Below are 18,269 nucleotides of genomic sequence, written 5' to 3'. Positions count from 1 at the left end.
GCAGCAGCACAACCTTCGCCGCCGCCCGTATCCTTTTACTTCTCGAATTCGCCGCGTGCGTTTTGGCCCGCAGCCTTAACGAAACCTGCAAACAATGGGTGGCCATCGCGAGGAGTCGATGTGAATTCTGGGTGGAACTGAGCCGCTACAAACCATGGGTGAGCTGGGTTCTCAATCATTTCCACTAACTTCTTGTCCGCTGATAGGCCAGAAACTTTCAGACCTGCTTTTTCGATTTGCGGACGAAGCACATTATTCACTTCGTAACGGTGACGGTGACGTTCATGGATCGTCGCGCTACCGTAAAGTTCACGAGCTTTCGTACCTTTCTCTAGGTGACATAGCTGTGAACCAAGACGCATCGTACCACCTAGGTCAGACTTTTCAGTACGCTCTTCTACGTTACCTGACTCGTCTACCCACTCTGTGATCAAACCTACCACAGGGTACTTAGTCTCTTTGTTAAATTCTGTTGAATGTGCACCTTCCATACCCGCAACGTTACGCGCGTATTCAATTAGTGCAACTTGCATACCCAAACAAATACCTAGGTAAGGCACATTGTTTTCACGTGCATATTGAGCCGCACGGATCTTGCCTTCAATACCACGATCGCCGAAGCCACCTGGAACTAGGATCGCGTCTAAGCCTTCTAGCAGCTCAACACCTTTTGTTTCGATATCTTGTGAGTCTACATACTTAATTGTGACACTTAGACGGTTTTTCAAGCCAGCGTGTTTAAGCGCTTCGTTCACAGACTTGTATGCATCTGGCAATTCAGTGTATTTACCAACCATACCGATGGTTACTTCACCAGTAGGATTTGCTTCTTCGTAAATAACCTGTTCCCACTCAGAAAGGTCAGCTTCAGGAGCTGTGATGCCAAAGCGAGCACACACAAGATCATCTAGGCCTTGAGACTTGATCAATTGAGGAATCTTGTAGATAGAATCTACGTCCTTCATTGAAATTACTGCTTTTTCTGGAACATTACAGAATAGTGCGATTTTCTTACGTTCATTCGCTGGAATAACGCGGTCGCTACGGCAAACCAGGATATCAGGCTGAATACCGATAGATAGAAGTTCTTTTACAGAGTGTTGAGTCGGCTTAGTTTTCACTTCGCCCGCTGCCGCTAGGTAAGGAACAAGTGTTAGGTGCATGAACATTGCGCGCTCACGGCCTAGTTCAACGGCTAGCTGACGAATCGCTTCCATAAATGGTAGTGATTCGATATCACCAACGGTACCGCCAACTTCAACGATAGCCACATCATGGCCTTCAGAGCCAGCAATTACACGGTCTTTGATCGCGTTAGTGATGTGAGGGATAACTTGAATAGTTGCGCCTAGGTAGTCACCACGACGTTCTTTACGAAGTACGTCGGCATAAACACGACCTGCAGTAAAGTTGTTACGCTTGGTCATCTTGGTACGGATGAAACGCTCGTAGTGACCAAGGTCAAGGTCAGTCTCTGCGCCATCTTCTGTAACGAACACTTCACCGTGCTGAGTAGGGCTCATTGTGCCCGGGTCAACGTTGATGTAAGGGTCAAGCTTCATCATAGTCACTTTAAGACCACGAGCTTCTAGAATAGCCGCAAGAGATGCTGCTGCAATACCTTTACCTAGAGAGGATACAACCCCGCCAGTAACAAAAATGTAATTTGTCGTCATGTTTAACCTGAAATTGGTTGAATGAGGGAAATGGAGTGCTTCTGGACGGGAGATAAATATACCAGAAGCTCCTTACCGCCACAACGTGAAATCTATCACACCGTAATTTTTTATTTTTTGCTTCAAATCAAAGTGAGCAAAGACAAACCAAAGTCCGTTTTCGTGTTAAGAGGCAAACTGGCCTCATATTGTATATTCCGCTTATTTTCCCCTATCTAGACTCTTCTCGCTTTACTTCATCCCAGAAATCGTCGAGCTCTGATAAAGAACAATCTGTAAGCGCTTTGCCTGACTGCTGGACCTTTCCTTCAACTTGCTTAAAACGTCTCGCAAACTTTAAGTTTGCTTTACCTAGTGCGACTTCTGGGTTTTTATCAAGATGGCGTGCCAAATTGACGGTCGCAAATAGCAAATCGCCGAGTTCCAACTCCACTTTTTCTTCATCAGGCTGAACTTGTAGTGCTTCTTCCATGACTTCATCAATTTCTTCTCGCACCTTATCGACGACCGGGCCAAGAGAGTCCCAGTCAAATCCATATTTCGCACATTTTTTCTGTATCTTTGTAGCACGAGAAAGTGCTGGCAAAGAGTTTGGTATTGAGTCTAGGATACTTTCTTCCGCTTTGCCTACCTGCGCTTTTTCTTTTGCTTTTTCGGCTTCCCAGTTGGCGTTAATTTCCTCGTCCGATTCAAACTCAACATCTGAAAAAACATGCGGATGACGGCGAGTCAGTTTTTCATTCACAGTTTCGACAACATCCGAAAATTCGAACAGCCCTTGCTCTTTCGCTAGCTGACTGTAAAAAATCACCTGAAACAACAAATCACCCAACTCTTCTTGCAAGTTCGGCCAATCACGGTTTTGAATCGCATCCACCACTTCGTAAGTTTCTTCGATGGTGTGCGGAACGATGGTGTCAAAGGTTTGTTTTAAGTCCCAAGGGCAACCGTTTTCTGGGTCACGCAACTTCGCCATGATTTGTTCTAATTGTTCAATTGGATGACTCATTTTTTGTTCCTTTAAACCTTTCTACTAAAGAAAAAGGTGAGCAGCCAAAACCACTCACCTTAAGTTATTTCATTGGTCGGTTTTTACTAAACAGTTGGCTCTTTTAGCAAGGCAGCAAACTTATGAGACTCCTGAGCATGGTTCACCATGTGATGGAGCGAATAAGTGCAGCTAACGCAGATAAAAAGCCAAATGTGACGCAAAAATTAGCCGAGGCGTTTCACCGTCATGACATCCTTTATTTGTTCTACCCGCTTCGAAACACGAGAAAGCACCTCAATATTGGTGACTTCTAGGTCAAAGTCCATGATGGCAAGTTGACGTCTGTAGTCGACTCGGTTCTTCATACTGGTCACTTTGATCTTTTCGTTAGCGAACAGTGTCGTAATGTCTTTGAGTAGACCGCCTCGCTCCATCGCTTCAACACGGACGGTGAGGATGTATGATCCGACGAAGCCGCTGCCCCAGACAGTATCAATGATACGCTCTGGCGCATGATGGCGCAGTTCTTCTAACTGCTCACAGTCACTGCGGTGTACTGAAATCCCGCGACCTTGCGTGATGTAACCACAGATATCATCACCTGGAATCGGCTGACAGCAACGCGCTAGGTGCGTCATTAGATTATCAACGCCTTCTACAACGACGGCGTCTTTTTTCGGTCGGCTTTGCGCTGGTGATTTGTGCTCTGCTTCTTGCAGTTTTTCCAGTGCTTGCTGGTCTTCTTCTTCTGCCGTTGGCTTGTTAACGAGCGCATTAATATGGTTAATGATTTGGTTGATACGCAAATCACCGCTACCAACACCAACGTAAAGCTCATCTGGTGTTTTGACGTTAAACCGTTTCAGAGCGTAATGCTCAGCATCTTTTAACGTTGCGCCAATTTTTGCTAACTCATGTTCAAGAATTTCACGACCCGCTTCGAGGTTCTTCTCACGGCTTTGCTTTCGGAACCAGGCGTTAATTTTGGCACGCGCGCGGCCAGAATGAACGAAGCCTAATGATGGGTTTAACCAGTCTCGCGATGGGTTAGGCTCTTTCTGAGTGATAATCTCAACCTGATCACCCATATGTAGTTTATGAGTAAACGGTACTATGCGGCCTCCGACTTTGGCGCCAATACAACGGTGTCCCACTTCGGAGTGAATATGGTAGGCAAAATCTAGCGGCGTTGCCCCCATAGGTAAATCGACAACATCGCCACGAGGCGTAAACGCATAGACGCGGTCATCAAAGACTTGGCTACGTAGCTCATCAAGCATTTCGCCAGAATCTGACATTTCTTCTTGCCAATCCAGTAGCTTACGCAGCCACGTGATCTTCTCATCATAACCGCTTCGGCTGCTTGCCCCTTCTTTGTATTTCCAGTGTGCCGCAACACCCAACTCCGATTCTTCATGCATTTGCTTGGTACGAATCTGGATCTCGATGGTTTTGCCTTCTGGCCCTAGAATTACGGTGTGGATCGATTGATAACCGTTTGGTTTAGGGTTAGCAACGTAGTCATCAAACTCGCTCGGTAGGTGCTTGTATTTGGTGTGAACTACGCCCAAAGCCGCGTAACAGTCTTGCAGTTTGTCTGCGATGATACGTACTGCTCGAACATCAAACAGCTCATCGAATGCCAAACTCTTCTTCTGCATTTTTCGCCAAATGCTGTAGATGTGCTTAGGTCGCCCACTCACTTCGGCATTAATACCTGACACTTCCATTTCGTGCGTGAGGTCTTCAACAAAGTCTTTGATGTACTGCTCACGAACGATGCGTCGCTCAGAAAGCTGCTTGGCAATTTGTTTGTAAGTTTCCGGCTGTTGGTAGCGGAAAGCGTAATCTTCAATTTCCCATTTCAGCTGACCGATACCTAATCGGTTTGCTAGCGGCGCATAGATGTTGGCACACTCTTTTGCCGCCGCACGTCGAACTTCATCAGGCGCTTTTTTAACTTCAATAAGGTTACAAATTCGTTCAGCGAGCTTGATAACTACGCAGCGGAAGTCATCCACCATGGCAAGCAGCATGCGGCGTACGTTATCTACCTGAGATGACGCCGCACTGCCTTCCATGTTGACATTGAGTTGGCCAATAGCAGCCATCTCTTCAACGCCATCGATTAATTTTATGATTTCTTTGCTGTATTTCTCTTCCAGAATTTCTCTGTTAAAAGCACCACTTGAAACCAAAGGAAACAGTTGTGCAGCCACTAAGGTGGCCTGATCCATAGACAAGGTGATCAAAATTTCGATCATTTCTCGTCCACGCCACAACAACAGTTCCGCTTGCTCGTTATCGGCTAATACCGTCTGGCAATCTCGATATACTTCGATTAAGCGTGAGGCTGTGTTTTTCTCTTGTCCTAGGCTAGCCACCCAGTTTTCGAGTTCAAACTGTTCATCTTGGTTTAAATGCGCGCTTCTTACCGCAACCATCTCATCATCCTAATTATTATATTCGTGTGGTTTGACTAACACCGTCCAGGTTAGTTCTTTTACCTGCGCGTAAACGCTGGCTTTATGACCACCCACCACAAATAAGGGGCCAAAGTCCTAAAGTTAGGACTTTTCAAACAATGCCATCGATTCTAGATGACTGGTATGAGGGAACATGTCCAGCATACCTAATTTAGTTAATTTATAGCCTTGCTCCATCAAGCTTTGGCTGTCCCTAGCAAGGGTAGCAGGATTACAAGAAACATAAACTACACGCTGTGCGCCAAGCTCAGAAACTTGATCGATGATCCCACTTGCCCCCGCGCGTGCTGGGTCTAACAGCACTTTATCAAACCGTTCTGCCGCCCAGACCTGCCCTTCAAAATCTTGCTCAAGGTTAGCGTGATAAAATTGCGCATTATTGATTTGGTTCAAGGATGCATTATTTGTGGCTTTTTCGACCATCTCTGCAACACCCTCGACACCAACCACGTGCTTAGCTAACTTCGCAATCGGTAAACTGAAGTTGCCTACGCCGCAGAACAAATCTAACACTCGGTCACTCTTTTGCGGGTCTAACCACTCAACCGCTTGCTTGACCATTTGTTGATTTACGGCTTGGTTCACTTGAATGAAATTATTTGGCGCAAAAGGAATTTTCACGCCAACTTCTTGATAAAAAGGCATATCGCCTTCGATAAGGTCTAATTGCTCTGTCGATGGCATTAAGTACAACGATGCACCATGACGTTTTGCCAACTCCGTTAGAGATTGAGTTTCACTCGTTGTCAGAGCGCTCAAGTGGCGCAGCGTAATACACGGCCCATTATCACCAAGTACCAGCTCTACATGACCCAATTGTTCCGGCTTTTTGAACGCTTTTAGGGCTGAGTAAATCTCTGGCAGCAAAACATTCAGTTCCGGTGCCAGCACTGGGCAATCGGTCACTTGCGCAATTTGCTTACTCTGCTTTTTACGGAAACCAAAATGTAGCTGACGTGTTTTTTTATCAACAAACAAGCTCACTCTCGCACGGCGACGGTAGGCCTGCGAATCTCCCAATAACGGGGCATCTAGTTCAATGTCACTGCCTGAAAATTTTCGCATTAGCTGACGCAACGTTTGCTGTTTGTACGTCAATTGTTGGTCATAATCTAGGTGTTGCAAGTCACAGCCACCACACTCGTGGTAATGCGGACAAAATGGCTCCACGCGAGTGTCACTCGGCTTAAGAATCTTAATCAGTTTACCGCGAGCAAATTTACTTTTTTCTTCCACTAACTGCGTGACGACTTCTTCTCCTGGCAATGCGCCATCAATAAACAGCGGTTTTTTCTTTAGGTAAGCAATACCTGCGCCGTGGTGATCTAAACGCTCCACTTGCACCGATTGATGACGAGTATTGAGTTGGGTTTTCTTTTTCGGTTGAAAGATGCGTGCCATGCTCTATGCCTGATTTATGTCTAATTGCTCTTCGGCTTCACTATTCTTGATTGCAGCCGTTGTGTGATTCGAGTGACTTGATTATGCTTACCGTTTATTAGGTGACGTCACTTCTTTGCTCAACGCCTTATCGTGCGCTTGAGAAATAATGCGTTATTTTCCCATATCCAGACTCCGATGTAATTAGATAACATGACCAGATATGGCTTACGAGCACGTGTAATTACACTGACTCTCGCTCCCACTCTCATTATTGGTTTATTACTGAGCGGCTTTTTCTCATTTAACCGCTACCAAGACCTTGAGAAACAAGTTATCACTACTGGTAACAGCATCATTGAGCCGTTAGCAATTGCCAGTGAAACTCATCTACTATCAGAAAGCCGAGAGGCGGTACGTCGCTTGATAAGCTACGCCCATCGCAAAAACTCTAAACTGGTTCGTAGTATCGCGGTGTTTGATGAACATCATGAGCTCTTCGTGACATCTAACTTTCACCCTAATTTCGAAGCCTTGATGTTCCCTAAAGATAAACCGATCCCGCAACTGGGCAATTCGGAAATCTACGAAAACTCACTGATATTGCGCGTACCTATTTTGTCCGAGGGTCACTATTTAGCGGAGTTGTCGAACGAAAGCCAAGGAACTAAAGCAATTGGTTATATTGCCGTTGAGTTAGATCTCTCCTCTTTAAGGCTGCAACAGTATCAAGAAGTTTTCTCTGCTTTTTTAGTTCTTATACTCGGTCTTGGCTTGGCAAGTGTATTTGCTTCACGTCTGATGCACGATGTTACCCAACCTATCACCCACATGAAGAATGTCGTTGACCGCATTCGCCGTGGTCATCTGGATGTGCGTATCGAAGGCAAAATGCATGGTGAGCTAGACCAACTGAAAAACGGTATTAACGCCATGGCGGTATCGCTATCGGAATATCACGTGGAGATGCAGCACAGTATAGACCAAGCCACATCAGACTTGCGTGAAACGCTTGAGCAGTTAGAAATTCAGAACGTTGAGTTAGATATCGCGAAGAAACGTGCGCAAGAAGCGGCTAGGGTTAAATCTGAGTTCTTGGCGAACATGTCGCACGAACTGCGTACTCCACTCAATGGGGTTATTGGCTTTACTCGTCAAATGCTTAAAACGCAGCTTTCTAACAGCCAAACTGATTACCTACAGACGATTGAAAAGTCGGCGAACAATCTACTGAACATCATCAATGACATTCTCGACTTCTCGAAACTTGAGGCGGGTAAGCTGGCGCTGGAAAACATTCCGTTTGATTTCCGAGAAAGTTTAGAAGAAGTGATTAACCTACAAGCCACGAGTGCACATGAGAAAGGGTTAGAAATCACCCTAAAAGTGGACCCTAAAATTCCACCGGGTTTAGTTGGGGACCCACTACGTATCCAGCAAATTTTGACGAACTTGGTCGGTAACTCAATCAAGTTTACCGAGCGAGGCAACATTGATGTTAGCGTTGAAATGCGCTCTCAATCTGGGGACTCCGTCGAACTGCAATTCATGGTGCGTGATACCGGCATTGGTATTTCTGAACGTCAGCAAGCGCAATTATTCCAAGCGTTCAGCCAAGCGGATGCCAGCATTTCACGTCGCTACGGCGGCACTGGGTTAGGTTTGGTTATCACGCAGAAATTGGTAAGCCAGATGGGTGGCGAGATCAGCTTAACTAGCCGCCTACACCAAGGTTCGACGTTCTGGTTTACGGTGCGCTTGCACTCAACCGAAATGCCAATGAGCGAACTGATTGAAGTGGAACTTCTAATGGGCAAGCAGTTGCTGTTGATTGAACCAAACATGCAAGCCGCATCCGTTACCCAGCAGATTCTAAGTCAAGAAGGTATCTTAGTGACCTACCGTTCTTCGCTACCGAAAAACGAAGAACAATATGACTATGTATTACTGAATTTAGCGGCGAATCAAACGCATGATGCAGACGTCATTACACCTTGGATAGAACAAGCGAAACGCATGGCTCCGAGTGTGATCCTAGGGACGCCGAGTACCGAACTGGCACTTGCCGACCAAATTATGACAGAGCATCACGTCCAATGCCTGACGAAGCCATTGTCTCGCCGTAAACTGCTACAAAGCCTGATTAGCGAACATGTCGAATCACCACCAACATTGAGTGCTCCAATTACGCCAAGCGAAGGGGAGCGTTTACCTCTGACGGTGTTAGCGGTGGATGATAACCCAGCGAACTTGAAGCTGATTTCCGCTCTGCTTCGCGAACGAGTAGAAACCGTCACCGCCTGTAGCAATGGCCAGCAAGCGGTGAACCTTGCGACGGAGAAAAAGTACGACTTAATCTTCATGGATATCCAAATGCCACAAATGGATGGTGTGACCGCTTGTCAGCACATTAAAGAGTTGGAGTTAAATAAAGACACGCCAGTGATTGCGGTAACTGCGCATGCCATGGCGGGTGAAAGAGATCGCTTGCTCTCGGCAGGAATGGATGACTACTTGACCAAACCTATTGAAGAGCATGTGCTACAACAGGTTTTGGTTCACTGGAACCCAAATGCTTGTACAGAGAGCATTGGCAAAGTCGCCCCTTCATACGTTGATGAGCCTGAAGGGAGCGCGCCACAATCCGTTTCTTCGCCTCAGCAGGATGTGATTATTGATTGGCAAGCTGCCTTAAAACAGAGCGCGAATAAAGAAGATCTCGCCAAAGACATGCTGCGCATGTTGGTTGAGTTTATCCCTGAAGTAGAAGCAGTCGTTGACCAAGCTCTGGAGCAAGAAGATATCTCCCGTGATGACCTAATTCATGTCATCCATAAGCTGCACGGCAGTAGCTCATATTGCGGAGTGCCTAGGCTGAAATCACTCTGTGCGACGCTTGAGCAAGCACTGCGCTCAGGGATCAGTCTTGAGGAGGTTGAGCCTGAAATGTTCGAGCTGCAAGATGAAATGAGTAAAGTCACAACGACTGCAAAATTATACCTTGAACAGTAATCTGCTCGAGAGACAAGAAAGCCAGAGCATCTGCTCTGGCTTTTTAGTATTTTGTTTAAGACTTACAAGCTAGGATTCAAAAATGACCGTCGCCACAGCGTAATGACGCTCATCGGAAATGGACAGGTGAATGTGGTTAACGCCCATCGCATCCGCTATTTGCTTTGCTGTGCCCGTCAATGCGAGCACTGGTTTTCCAAGCGCATCGTTCGAGATGGAAAAATCGTGAAACGTGACCCCTTTTGCGATCCCTGTTCCCAATGCTTTTGAGGCCGCTTCTTTGACCGCAAAGCGCTTAGCAAGATAGCGGCCTTGCAGCTTAAGCTGTGAAAATTTAGCCATTTCTTCTTCTGAAAGAATACGCTGAGCAAAAGGCTCACCACTACGAGCTAGCGCTTTTTCAATACGCTCAATTTCTGCAATGTCGGTCCCTAACCCTATAATCGCCATCTAGATAGCCCTATTACTGGCGTGCCTCAATCATCAGTGCTTTCATGTCCGCAACCGCTTTATTCAAACCATCAAATACCGCACGACCAATGATTGAGTGACCAATGTTGAGTTCGTAAATTTCTGGTAATGCCGCAATTGGCGCGACATTGTGATAAGTCAGGCCATGCCCGGCATTAACAATAATACTTAGGTCATGAGCATAACTCGCACCAGCGGCAATCTTCTTCAGTTCTGCTTGCTGTTCGTCTTCTGTCGTCGCATCAGCATAATGACCCGTGTGCAGCTCAATAAACGGAGCACCACACTTTTTCGCCGCTTCAATCTGTTGACGATCAGCATCAATAAAGAGTGAAACTTTAATGCCTGCATCTGTCAGCTTTTTCGTCGCAGCTTTAATTTTTTCAAGCTGCCCCACAACGTCCAAGCCACCTTCCGTCGTCAGTTCTTCACGTTTTTCAGGCACTAAGCACACAAACTCTGGTTTAGTTTGCAGCGCAATCTCAACCATTTCGTCCGTCACAGCCATCTCTAGATTCATGCGCGTTTGAATGGTTTCACGCAGAATACGTACATCACGGTCCAAAATATGGCGACGGTCTTCACGTAAGTGAATTGTGATACCATCCGCGCCTGCACGCTCAGCAATTTCTGCAGCGTGAACAGGATCAGGGTATTTTGTACCACGTGCATTACGTAGAGTGGCAATATGGTCGATATTGACGCCTAAATAAATTGAGCTCATTTTCCGTTACTCCGTGCTCTGGGGGTCTGAATGAAAAATTCACGACTTTTTAAAGGTTTGCCGCCAAGATACGGCTTTAAGGCTATACGTGTAAAGCGTTTTGCCGCTTTTAGCTGCTCTTTAGTGACGAACCGCCGCTCACTGATAGCAATCAGCTCATTCCCTAAAAACGTAAGGTTATCGCGCCTAACCGAAGCTATGAAGCCTTTTTGTTCCCGGTAACGATACGTCATCTCTGGGTCGACGGGCTCGCCAGTACCTGCACAGTGCAAGAAATCCACGCCATACCCCATAGAAGAGAGCAATGCTAACTCAAAACGACGCAGTGCTGGCTCAGGGTTCTCATTGTGTGCCAACTCTGTTAACGCATGCAAATAATCATGAAATAGCGCTGGCATTGGCACTTCAGCCATCAAGATACGGCCAATCAGTTCATTGACGTACATGGCTGAGTAGAGATTAATGCCCGTTAACGGTAAACCTAGGCTTATCGGCTCAGCTTGACGCAAAGTCTTCATTGAACCTTTTCCCGACCATTTAAGTAACAGCGGAGTAAAAGGTTGCAATGCGCCTTTTAAGTTCGAACGCTTACTGCGCGCGCCTTTGGCCATTAAAGTCATTCGGCCATATTCCTCACTAAATACATCAAGGATTAAGCTCGATTCACTGTAAGGGCGGCGATGTAAAACAAAACAGCGCTGTAAACCTTCGGAAGACAGATTACTCATCTAAGTCATTGTGCCTAAAAAGTGTGAAATAAAAAATAAGGAGCCGAGCGGCTCCTTATTTTAATCGATACTGAGTTTTCATCGATGTTGGAGCGAAGCATCTTCGCAGCCAAGATTATAAGTCGTCGATATAGCCCAACGAGCGCAGTGCTCGTTCGTCGTCTGCCCAGCCAGATTTTACTTTTACCCAGGTTTCCAGGTAAACCTTACGACCGAACAACTCTTCCATATCTAAACGCGCCTCACGACCAATGGTCTTGATCTTCTCGCCACCTTTACCAATCACCATTTTCTTCTGGCCATTACGCTCCACAAGAATCAAGGCATTGATATGGAAACCGTCAGTTTCTGGGTTGTAATCAAAACGTTCAATCTCGACCGTTACCGAGTATGGCAATTCTTCACCCGTAAAACGCATTAACTTTTCACGCACAATTTCAGATGCCATAAAGCGCTGAGAGCGATCAGTCACGTATTCTTCTGGGAAGTGATGCGTTGCTTTAGGTAAGTGATTACGCACGTGCTTACGCAGTACATCAATGTTCTTCCCTTGCTTCGCAGAGATTGGCACAACGTCAACGAAGTCCATCTTTTTAGACATCTCAGCCATGTGTAGCATCACTTCGTTACGATCTTGCACGTTGTCGACTTTATTGACACAAAGCACAACTGGGAAGTTCGATTTTTGAAGCTTAGTCAGCACCATCTCATCGTCTTTAGTCCAATGCGTACCATCGACTAAGAAAAACACTAGGTTTACATCACTTAGAGATGAGTTAGCCGCACGGTTCATCAAACGGTTAATCGCACGCTTTTCTTCGATGTGAAGTCCTGGCGTGTCAACGTAAATCGCTTGGTAATCGCCGTCTGTGTCCACACCCATAATGCGGTGGCGTGTTGTTTGCGGCTTACGTGAGGTGATCGAAATCTTCTGACCCAAGATTTTGTTCAGAAGTGTCGACTTACCTACGTTTGGGCGACCAACAATAGCAATGAAGCCACAGTGCTGGTTTTCTGGCGAGCTTGGCTCACCTTGTGATGCGAAAAACGCATCGATATCGAATTCGTTATCAGCCATTTGTTAATTGCTCAAGTGCTGTTTCAGCAGCCGCTTGTTCTGCCTTGCGGCGGCTGGTGCCTTTCCCGATTACAGGCTTGTCCACACCTGCTACTTCACACTCAACCGTAAACTCTTGGTTGTGCGCTTCACCTTTAATATTAGTCACTGTGTACACAGGCAGCGGTTTTCTTCTGCCTTGTAGGAACTCTTGTAGGCGAGTTTTCGGATCTTTTTGTGAGACGCCAGGTTTAATGGCTTCAAGGCGTGAGTTGTACCAACTCAGTACAATGCCTCGCACGACTTCAAGATCGCTGTCTAGGTAAATTGCGCCAATAATGGCTTCAACCGCATCGGCTAAAATAGAGTCTCGGCGGAAACCGCCACTCTTCAATTCACCTGGACCTAATTTTAAATAATCTCCTAGATCGAATTCACGACCCAGTTCCGCCAATGTATGTCCGCGAACCAAAGTAGCACGCATACGGCTCATGTCACCCTCGTTCACTTTCGGGAAACGATGGTACAGATCATCAGCGATGACAAAACTTAAAATTGAATCGCCCAGAAACTCAAGACGTTCATTATGCTTACTGTTGGCGCTGCGGTGAGTCAGCGCCAAGTTGATAAGCCCGGCATCTTGAAACTGGTAGCCGAGCTTTCTCTCTAGTTTATCAATTGGAGAATTCATACTCTCTCGATATAAAATGGTTAGTGAATACCACCGATGCGGTTAAAACGCACACCAGTTGGAATCCATGAAGGTAGAACGCTATCTGCGCCACGATCAAACTCGAAGCTGATCCAAATGGCGACAGCTTTGCCGACTAAGTTTGCTTCAGGAACGAAGCCCCAGTAACGGCTGTCAGCACTGTTGTCACGGTTATCACCCATCACAAAGTACTGACCTTGTGGTACAACCCACTCTGTCGTGCCGCTACGTGGGAAGTATTGCTCCACACGGTTACGAACAAGAGGGTTAACCAAAATATTGTGCTCCACGTTACCCAATTTTTCATCCAGTTGGATCATTGGAATACCGTTCGAGCTAAACTGACTTTCTTCAACATTGCTCAGTTTAACTGGTTTACACGCCGATTCACCTTGGCTTTGCACGCAAAGCTGCTTATCACTTGAATAACGCACGATATCACCAGGCAAACCAACAACACGCTTAATGTAATCCACACTTGGTTGTGGCGGGTATTTGAATACCACGATATCACCACGCTCAGGTTTACCTGTTTCAACTAACTGCGTGCGCCATACCGGATCTTTCAAGCCATAGGCGTATTTTTCTACCAAGATAAAGTCACCCACCAACAAAGTCGGCATCATTGAGCCTGATGGGATTTGAAATGGTTCGTAGATAAAAGAACGTAATACTAAAACGAACGCAATCACAGGAAAAATTGAGACGCTATTTTCAACCCACCAAGGCTGACGCTCAACTTTTTGCAAGGTCACTGCATCCAAACCATTAGACGTCTGAGCTTGAATCTCCGCCAGTTTTTCCTGACGCTTTTTCGCGAAAACCAGCTTTTCCAATAGCCAAACCACGCCAGTTACCAAAGTCGCAATAACCAGCATCAGTGAGAATGTATTCGCCATTAAATTCCCTTATCTAAAAATACGAAAGTGAAAGAGCCGAAACCCTTTCACTTATTTTAATATCTAACGTCTTAAGACCGACAAGTGTGAGACAAAGTTCAACTTTAGTCTTTACCTACGTGAAGGATGGCTAGGAACGCTTCTTGAGGCAGCTCAACGTTACCGATCTGCTTCATGCGCTTCTTACCTTCTTTCTGTTTCTTCAGAAGTTTCTTCTTACGACTTACGTCACCGCCGTAACATTTCGCGATTACGTTCTTACGCAGCTGTTTTACAGTTGAACGTGCGATAATGTGGTTACCAATCGCTGCTTGGATTGCGATATCAAACATTTGGCGAGGGATAAATTCTTTCATCTTCTCTACCAGCTGACGACCGCGAGTCTGAGACTGGTCTTTGTGTGTGATCATCGCCAATGCATCAACGGTGTCACCGTTCAGAAGAACGTCTACACGTACCATATTCGAAGCTTCAAAACGCTGGAAGTTGTAATCCAAAGACGCATAACCACGAGATGTCGATTTCAGACGGTCGAAGAAATCCAGTACCACTTCTGCCATTGGAATATCGTAAGTCACGGCAACCTGGTTACCGTGGTAAACCATATCGACCTGAGTACCACGCTTTTCAACACACAGCGTGATCACGTTACCTAGGTACTCTGAAGGTACCAGGATATTACAACGAGCGATCGGTTCACGAATTTCTTCAATATCATTGATCGCTGGTAGTTTGGCAGGGCTATCAACGTACAGCAGTTCACCATCAGTCTTTTCAACTTCGTAAACTACCGTTGGTGCCGTGGTGATAAGATCTAAGTCGTATTCACGCTCTAGACGCTCTTGGATAATTTCCATGTGCAGCATGCCAAGGAAACCACAACGGAAACCAAAGCCAAGTGCCGCTGAGTTTTCTGGCTCGTAGAATAGCGATGCGTCGTTTAGGCTTAATTTGCCCAGCGCATCACGGAAGTTCTCGTAATCGTCAGAAGATACCGGGAACAGACCTGCGTAAACCTGAGGTTTTACTTTCTTAAAGCCTGGTAGCGGTTTTTCACAGCCATTCTTAGCCATAGTCAGCGTATCACCAACTGGTGCACCAAGGATGTCTTTAATACCACAAACCACCCAACCTACTTCACCAGTACGAAGGATATCGGTATCTACTTGTTTTGGCGTAAAAATACCAAGACGGTCTACACCCCAAACTTGACCCGTGCTCATCACTTTGATCTTGTCGTTCTTCTTCAGTTCGCCGTTTTTAATACGTACTAGAGAAACAACGCCAAGATAGTTATCAAACCATGAGTCAATGATCAGCGCTTGTAATGGCGCATCTGGGTCACCTTCCGGTGCTGGAATCGCTGATACGATGTTCTCTAGAACGTCATCAACACCGATGCCTGTCTTCGCAGAACAGCGGGTTGCTTCCATTGCATCGATACCAACGATTTCTTCAATTTCTTCTGCCACGCGCTCAGGATCGGCTGCTGGTAGGTCAATCTTGTTCAAGATTGGCACAACCTCTAGATCCATCTCAATCGCGGTGTAACAGTTAGCCAGTGTTTGAGCCTCAACACCTTGACCCGCATCTACAACCAATAACGCACCTTCACAAGCCGCTAGAGAACGTGATACTTCATATGCAAAGTCAACGTGCCCCGGAGTATCGATGAAGTTCAGCTGATACGTTTCACCGTCTTTAGCGGTGTAGTTTAGCGTCACACTCTGAGATTTAATGGTGATACCACGCTCACGTTCAAGATCCATAGAATCCAGAACCTGTGCGGCCATTTCACGATCGGTTAACCCGCCACAAACTTGGATTAGACGGTCTGATAGGGTCGACTTACCATGGTCGATGTGGGCGATAATCGAAAAGTTACGAATGTGCTTCATAGATTTAGGGTGACTAACTCTTTACAAATAGGGACAGTAAGAAACGCCATCTACTGACGGCATTTCAATCAAGTTGGCAGATTCTACCGAATTTCGTTAACGGGCGCACGTAATTTAAAGTACATACCCAAATAACCTTAAGTGGAGGGGGACAGCGCTTACTGGATTGGCTCCCCAAGTACCCTAACAAGGGTAACTTGGCGCTTGGATTCATCCTCTAACGGACGAGAAACACGTTTTGCGATCCACATTCCACCAGCTGCAAATAATACTGATGCCAATATGATGATACCTTCCCCGCCCGCGGTCAGCGGCGCTAATAGGAAGTGACCAAACATCGCACCGATAATCAAACCAAACAACGGCAGTAAATAAACCGCCATTGCTGATTTTATCAGGCTCGACTCAGGAAAGCCTATCTCAACGACTTGACCTATCTTCACTGATTTATCCGTGCGCAGGTGCCAAGATAAACTCTTGTTACCAATGGCTTTAGTCACAACGCCCGTTCCACAGCTTTTCTGTGAAGAGCAACTACTGCAACTGGTCTGCTGTTCGCAGCTTAAATCAATTTCGTATTGTTTACCGCGACGATGTACGTCTGTCACAGTAGCCAACGCGGTCATCATTGTTGTTTACTCTTTGTTACATTAAATGTGACAGATTGGGCGATACGTTGTGCTGTGGTCGGCGGAATGTCTCCAACTACGGAGATTTCATGTTGACCGCTCACAAAACTATGCAGCGTTCTTCGGCCTTGGCGAACCAACTGACCTTTTAACGAATGCTCATCTTTGTTTGCTACGTAAACAGAGAAGCTAAACAGACCATCAGAATACAGCTGACTCTCCACCATTTGATTGGTAACAGCCATGCGGTAGCGGTTCAGCTCGTTCGGTTCGAAACCTTCAGGGATCCAACCTACCTGCCAATTGCTGGTTCCAATATCGCCTTTTGGCATGGTGAGAACAGCTGGTAATTGAACATCTTGTAGGCCACTCATTAACTCTGCGATTTTTGGATTCACTGTGTAAGAAATAGTGCGATATTGTTCAAGCATCTCACCATCACGGTCCACAAGGTCGGCACGTAACGGCAATTTACTCTTTTCATCGATCCATAGTACGTATGAATAGCGCAGACCGTCTTTAGGGACGACACGCAGCACTTGTGTTGCTACACCTGCTTCACGAGCTCTACCCACTTTTACATAGTCGTAATACAAGTTTAGCTCATCGATATTGGTATTGAGCATAGGCATGGTCGGAGCGACCATTTTACCTGACTCGATGGTGAATGGTTCTAAACCCGTTTCGATATAGCTTACTTCTGTGCCGCGACGAATCACTTCGCGTACAGGGCCACTTAAATAGACAAGATGAGCATATTGATCGTCACCATGCGTCGCATGACGATACAGCAACGGCTCAATGCTGTTCTTTTTGATAAGGATATAAGAGAGTTCGTAACTTAAATTCTTACTCGCCTCGCTCATTTGATGCAATAAAGCCTCCGCTGGCTTATCACCAGCAAAGGCTTGAGAAGACATCATACTGAACAGAGCGCAAGCGCTGATCAGAAATTTTTTCATTCAATATCCGGATTCAGATTTGCATCTTGTTGAGATGCATCACTGTTAATTCGTAACTGCAATTCGTAGTCTCGCAGCATAGCATGAACACGCTTACGTTGCTCTTGCATATTTGCTTCACCTACAGAACGCTCAACAGACTCACGAGTTAAACTCACAGGCTCTGCGCTGCCAGCAAACGGAACTGTCTGCAACACAGGCAATTGGTCTGTTTGCGGCGACATCGAATCGCTACCACCGTACTGCTGTACACCTAAAATAACGACAAGCGATACACATGCAGCAACAGCAACTTGACCAAACTGTGTCAACCAACCTGGCAACTGACGTTTTGCTTTTTGCGGTTCTGGTTGCGACTCTTTTGGCGTATCAGCAATTGAGATAACATTTGCACTGTGCGCATCAAACGCACGGTGTGCAGGTTCATCTTCTAACGCTAACGCCACGCTTTCAGCAATATTCCACTCAGGTTTTGCTGGCGCTTCGCCTCGCATCACATCACCAATCAGGTGATAGTTCTGCCAAGCATCACGGCTCTCTTGGTCTTGCTCTAACTCTTGAATTAAAGCCTTATCGACCAATTCTCCATCCATGAGAGCTGAAAGTTTTTCTTTGTCAGCCATTATTTTCACCATAGTTATTAC

At 46.1% G+C, this 18,269-nt stretch carries 15 protein-coding genes; 1 reads left to right on the top strand and 14 read right to left on the bottom strand.

The genetic code is table 11. The features are described from left to right. Positions 1–35: 35 nt before the first annotated feature. The 4 genes from B7360_RS02040 to rlmD form a co-directional block, all read right to left on the bottom strand. Positions 36–1,676 (bottom strand): CTP synthase, encoded by a 1,641-nt coding sequence (locus B7360_RS02040; protein ID WP_005393892.1) that lies wholly within the window; start codon positions 1,674–1,676, stop codon positions 36–38. 211 nt (positions 1,677–1,887) lie between these two features. Further along, positions 1,888–2,685: a nucleoside triphosphate pyrophosphohydrolase gene (mazG, locus tag B7360_RS02035; protein ID WP_085342633.1), complete on the bottom strand. Its 798-nt coding sequence runs from the start codon at positions 2,683–2,685 to the stop codon at positions 1,888–1,890. A gap of 206 nt (positions 2,686–2,891) precedes the next feature. After that, a complete protein-coding gene (gene relA, locus B7360_RS02030; protein ID WP_005393896.1) occupies positions 2,892–5,111 on the bottom strand; it encodes a GTP diphosphokinase in 2,220 nt (739 codons plus the stop codon). Positions 5,112–5,234: 123 nt separating this feature from the next. Continuing rightward, on the bottom strand, positions 5,235–6,554 hold the full coding sequence (gene rlmD, locus B7360_RS02025) for a 23S rRNA (uracil(1939)-C(5))-methyltransferase RlmD (RefSeq protein WP_085342632.1): 1,320 nt from the start codon (positions 6,552–6,554) through the stop codon (positions 5,235–5,237). Between the two features lie 192 nt (positions 6,555–6,746). On the opposite strand from rlmD, the gene barA reads away from it, so the two are divergent. Continuing rightward, a complete protein-coding gene (gene barA, locus B7360_RS02015; protein WP_085342631.1) occupies positions 6,747–9,545 on the top strand; it encodes a two-component sensor histidine kinase BarA in 2,799 nt (932 codons plus the stop codon). A gap of 69 nt (positions 9,546–9,614) precedes the next feature. Here the strand turns inward: barA and acpS are convergent, their stop codons facing one another. The 10 genes from acpS to B7360_RS01965 all read right to left on the bottom strand — a co-directional run bounded on the left by acpS (position 9,615) and on the right by B7360_RS01965 (position 18,248). Next, entirely contained in the window at positions 9,615–9,995 is a 381-nt protein-coding gene (acpS, locus tag B7360_RS02010; RefSeq protein WP_012841407.1) for a holo-ACP synthase, read from the bottom strand. A 13-nt stretch (positions 9,996–10,008) separates the two neighbouring features. Further along, complete coding sequence (pdxJ, locus tag B7360_RS02005) at positions 10,009–10,740, bottom strand: pyridoxine 5'-phosphate synthase (RefSeq protein WP_085342630.1); 732 nt, start codon at positions 10,738–10,740, stop codon at positions 10,009–10,011. Next, positions 10,737–11,468 carry a DNA repair protein RecO gene (gene recO / locus B7360_RS02000; protein ID WP_006743310.1) on the bottom strand — a complete coding sequence of 244 codons (732 nt, stop codon included), beginning with the start codon at positions 11,466–11,468 and terminating at the stop codon, positions 10,737–10,739. The genes pdxJ and recO overlap by 4 nt, the downstream gene beginning before the upstream one ends. A gap of 115 nt (positions 11,469–11,583) precedes the next feature. Further along, positions 11,584–12,546 carry a GTPase Era gene (gene era / locus B7360_RS01995; protein ID WP_006743309.1) on the bottom strand — a complete coding sequence of 321 codons (963 nt, stop codon included), beginning with the start codon at positions 12,544–12,546 and terminating at the stop codon, positions 11,584–11,586. Beyond that, entirely contained in the window at positions 12,539–13,216 is a 678-nt protein-coding gene (gene rnc, locus B7360_RS01990; protein ID WP_005393907.1) for a ribonuclease III, read from the bottom strand. The genes era and rnc overlap by 8 nt, the downstream gene beginning before the upstream one ends. 20 nt (positions 13,217–13,236) lie before the next feature. Then, positions 13,237–14,136, bottom strand: a complete 900-nt coding sequence (gene lepB / locus B7360_RS01985; RefSeq protein ID WP_005380933.1) for a signal peptidase I — start codon at positions 14,134–14,136, stop codon at positions 13,237–13,239. 104 nt (positions 14,137–14,240) lie between these two features. Continuing rightward, a complete protein-coding gene (gene lepA, locus B7360_RS01980; RefSeq protein WP_005393909.1) occupies positions 14,241–16,034 on the bottom strand; it encodes a translation elongation factor 4 in 1,794 nt (597 codons plus the stop codon). Between the two features lie 158 nt (positions 16,035–16,192). Continuing rightward, positions 16,193–16,663, bottom strand: a complete 471-nt coding sequence (locus B7360_RS01975) for a SoxR reducing system RseC family protein (RefSeq protein WP_005384575.1) — start codon at positions 16,661–16,663, stop codon at positions 16,193–16,195. Next, on the bottom strand, positions 16,660–17,625 hold the full coding sequence (rseB, locus tag B7360_RS01970; RefSeq protein ID WP_005393918.1) for a sigma-E factor regulatory protein RseB: 966 nt from the start codon (positions 17,623–17,625) through the stop codon (positions 16,660–16,662). Before rseB ends, B7360_RS01975 begins: the two co-directional genes overlap by 4 nt. After that, on the bottom strand, positions 17,622–18,248 hold the full coding sequence (locus B7360_RS01965; protein ID WP_012841405.1) for a sigma-E factor negative regulatory protein: 627 nt from the start codon (positions 18,246–18,248) through the stop codon (positions 17,622–17,624). The genes rseB and B7360_RS01965 overlap by 4 nt, the downstream gene beginning before the upstream one ends. Positions 18,249–18,269: the final 21 nt, after the last annotated feature.

The sequence above is a fragment of the Vibrio sp. ArtGut-C1 genome, from assembly GCF_002105475.1.
Classification (GTDB): domain Bacteria; phylum Pseudomonadota; class Gammaproteobacteria; order Enterobacterales; family Vibrionaceae; genus Vibrio; species Vibrio diabolicus.
The sequence above is the reverse complement of the archived record's forward strand: the minus strand, read 5'-3'. Positions and strand labels throughout refer to the sequence as shown.

Coding starts and splice junctions, on each gene's coding strand:
- rseB (WP_005393918.1), bottom strand. CDS start 17,625: ATGAAAAAATTTCTGATCAGCGCTTGCGCTCTGTTCAGTATGATGTCT.
- acpS (WP_012841407.1), bottom strand. CDS start 9,995: ATGGCGATTATAGGGTTAGGGACCGACATTGCAGAAATTGAGCGTATT.
- era (WP_006743309.1), bottom strand. CDS start 12,546: ATGGCTGATAACGAATTCGATATCGATGCGTTTTTCGCATCACAAGGT.
- B7360_RS02040 (WP_005393892.1), bottom strand. CDS start 1,676: ATGACGACAAATTACATTTTTGTTACTGGCGGGGTTGTATCCTCTCTA.
- B7360_RS01965 (WP_012841405.1), bottom strand. CDS start 18,248: ATGGCTGACAAAGAAAAACTTTCAGCTCTCATGGATGGAGAATTGGTC.
- pdxJ (WP_085342630.1), bottom strand. CDS start 10,740: ATGAGCTCAATTTATTTAGGCGTCAATATCGACCATATTGCCACTCTA.
- mazG (WP_085342633.1), bottom strand. CDS start 2,685: ATGAGTCATCCAATTGAACAATTAGAACAAATCATGGCGAAGTTGCGT.
- barA (WP_085342631.1), top strand. CDS start 6,747: ATGACCAGATATGGCTTACGAGCACGTGTAATTACACTGACTCTCGCT.
- lepB (WP_005380933.1), bottom strand. CDS start 14,136: ATGGCGAATACATTCTCACTGATGCTGGTTATTGCGACTTTGGTAACT.
- recO (WP_006743310.1), bottom strand. CDS start 11,468: ATGAGTAATCTGTCTTCCGAAGGTTTACAGCGCTGTTTTGTTTTACAT.
- lepA (WP_005393909.1), bottom strand. CDS start 16,034: ATGAAGCACATTCGTAACTTTTCGATTATCGCCCACATCGACCATGGT.
- rlmD (WP_085342632.1), bottom strand. CDS start 6,554: ATGGCACGCATCTTTCAACCGAAAAAGAAAACCCAACTCAATACTCGT.
- rnc (WP_005393907.1), bottom strand. CDS start 13,216: ATGAATTCTCCAATTGATAAACTAGAGAGAAAGCTCGGCTACCAGTTT.
- B7360_RS01975 (WP_005384575.1), bottom strand. CDS start 16,663: ATGATGACCGCGTTGGCTACTGTGACAGACGTACATCGTCGCGGTAAA.
- relA (WP_005393896.1), bottom strand. CDS start 5,111: ATGGTTGCGGTAAGAAGCGCGCATTTAAACCAAGATGAACAGTTTGAA.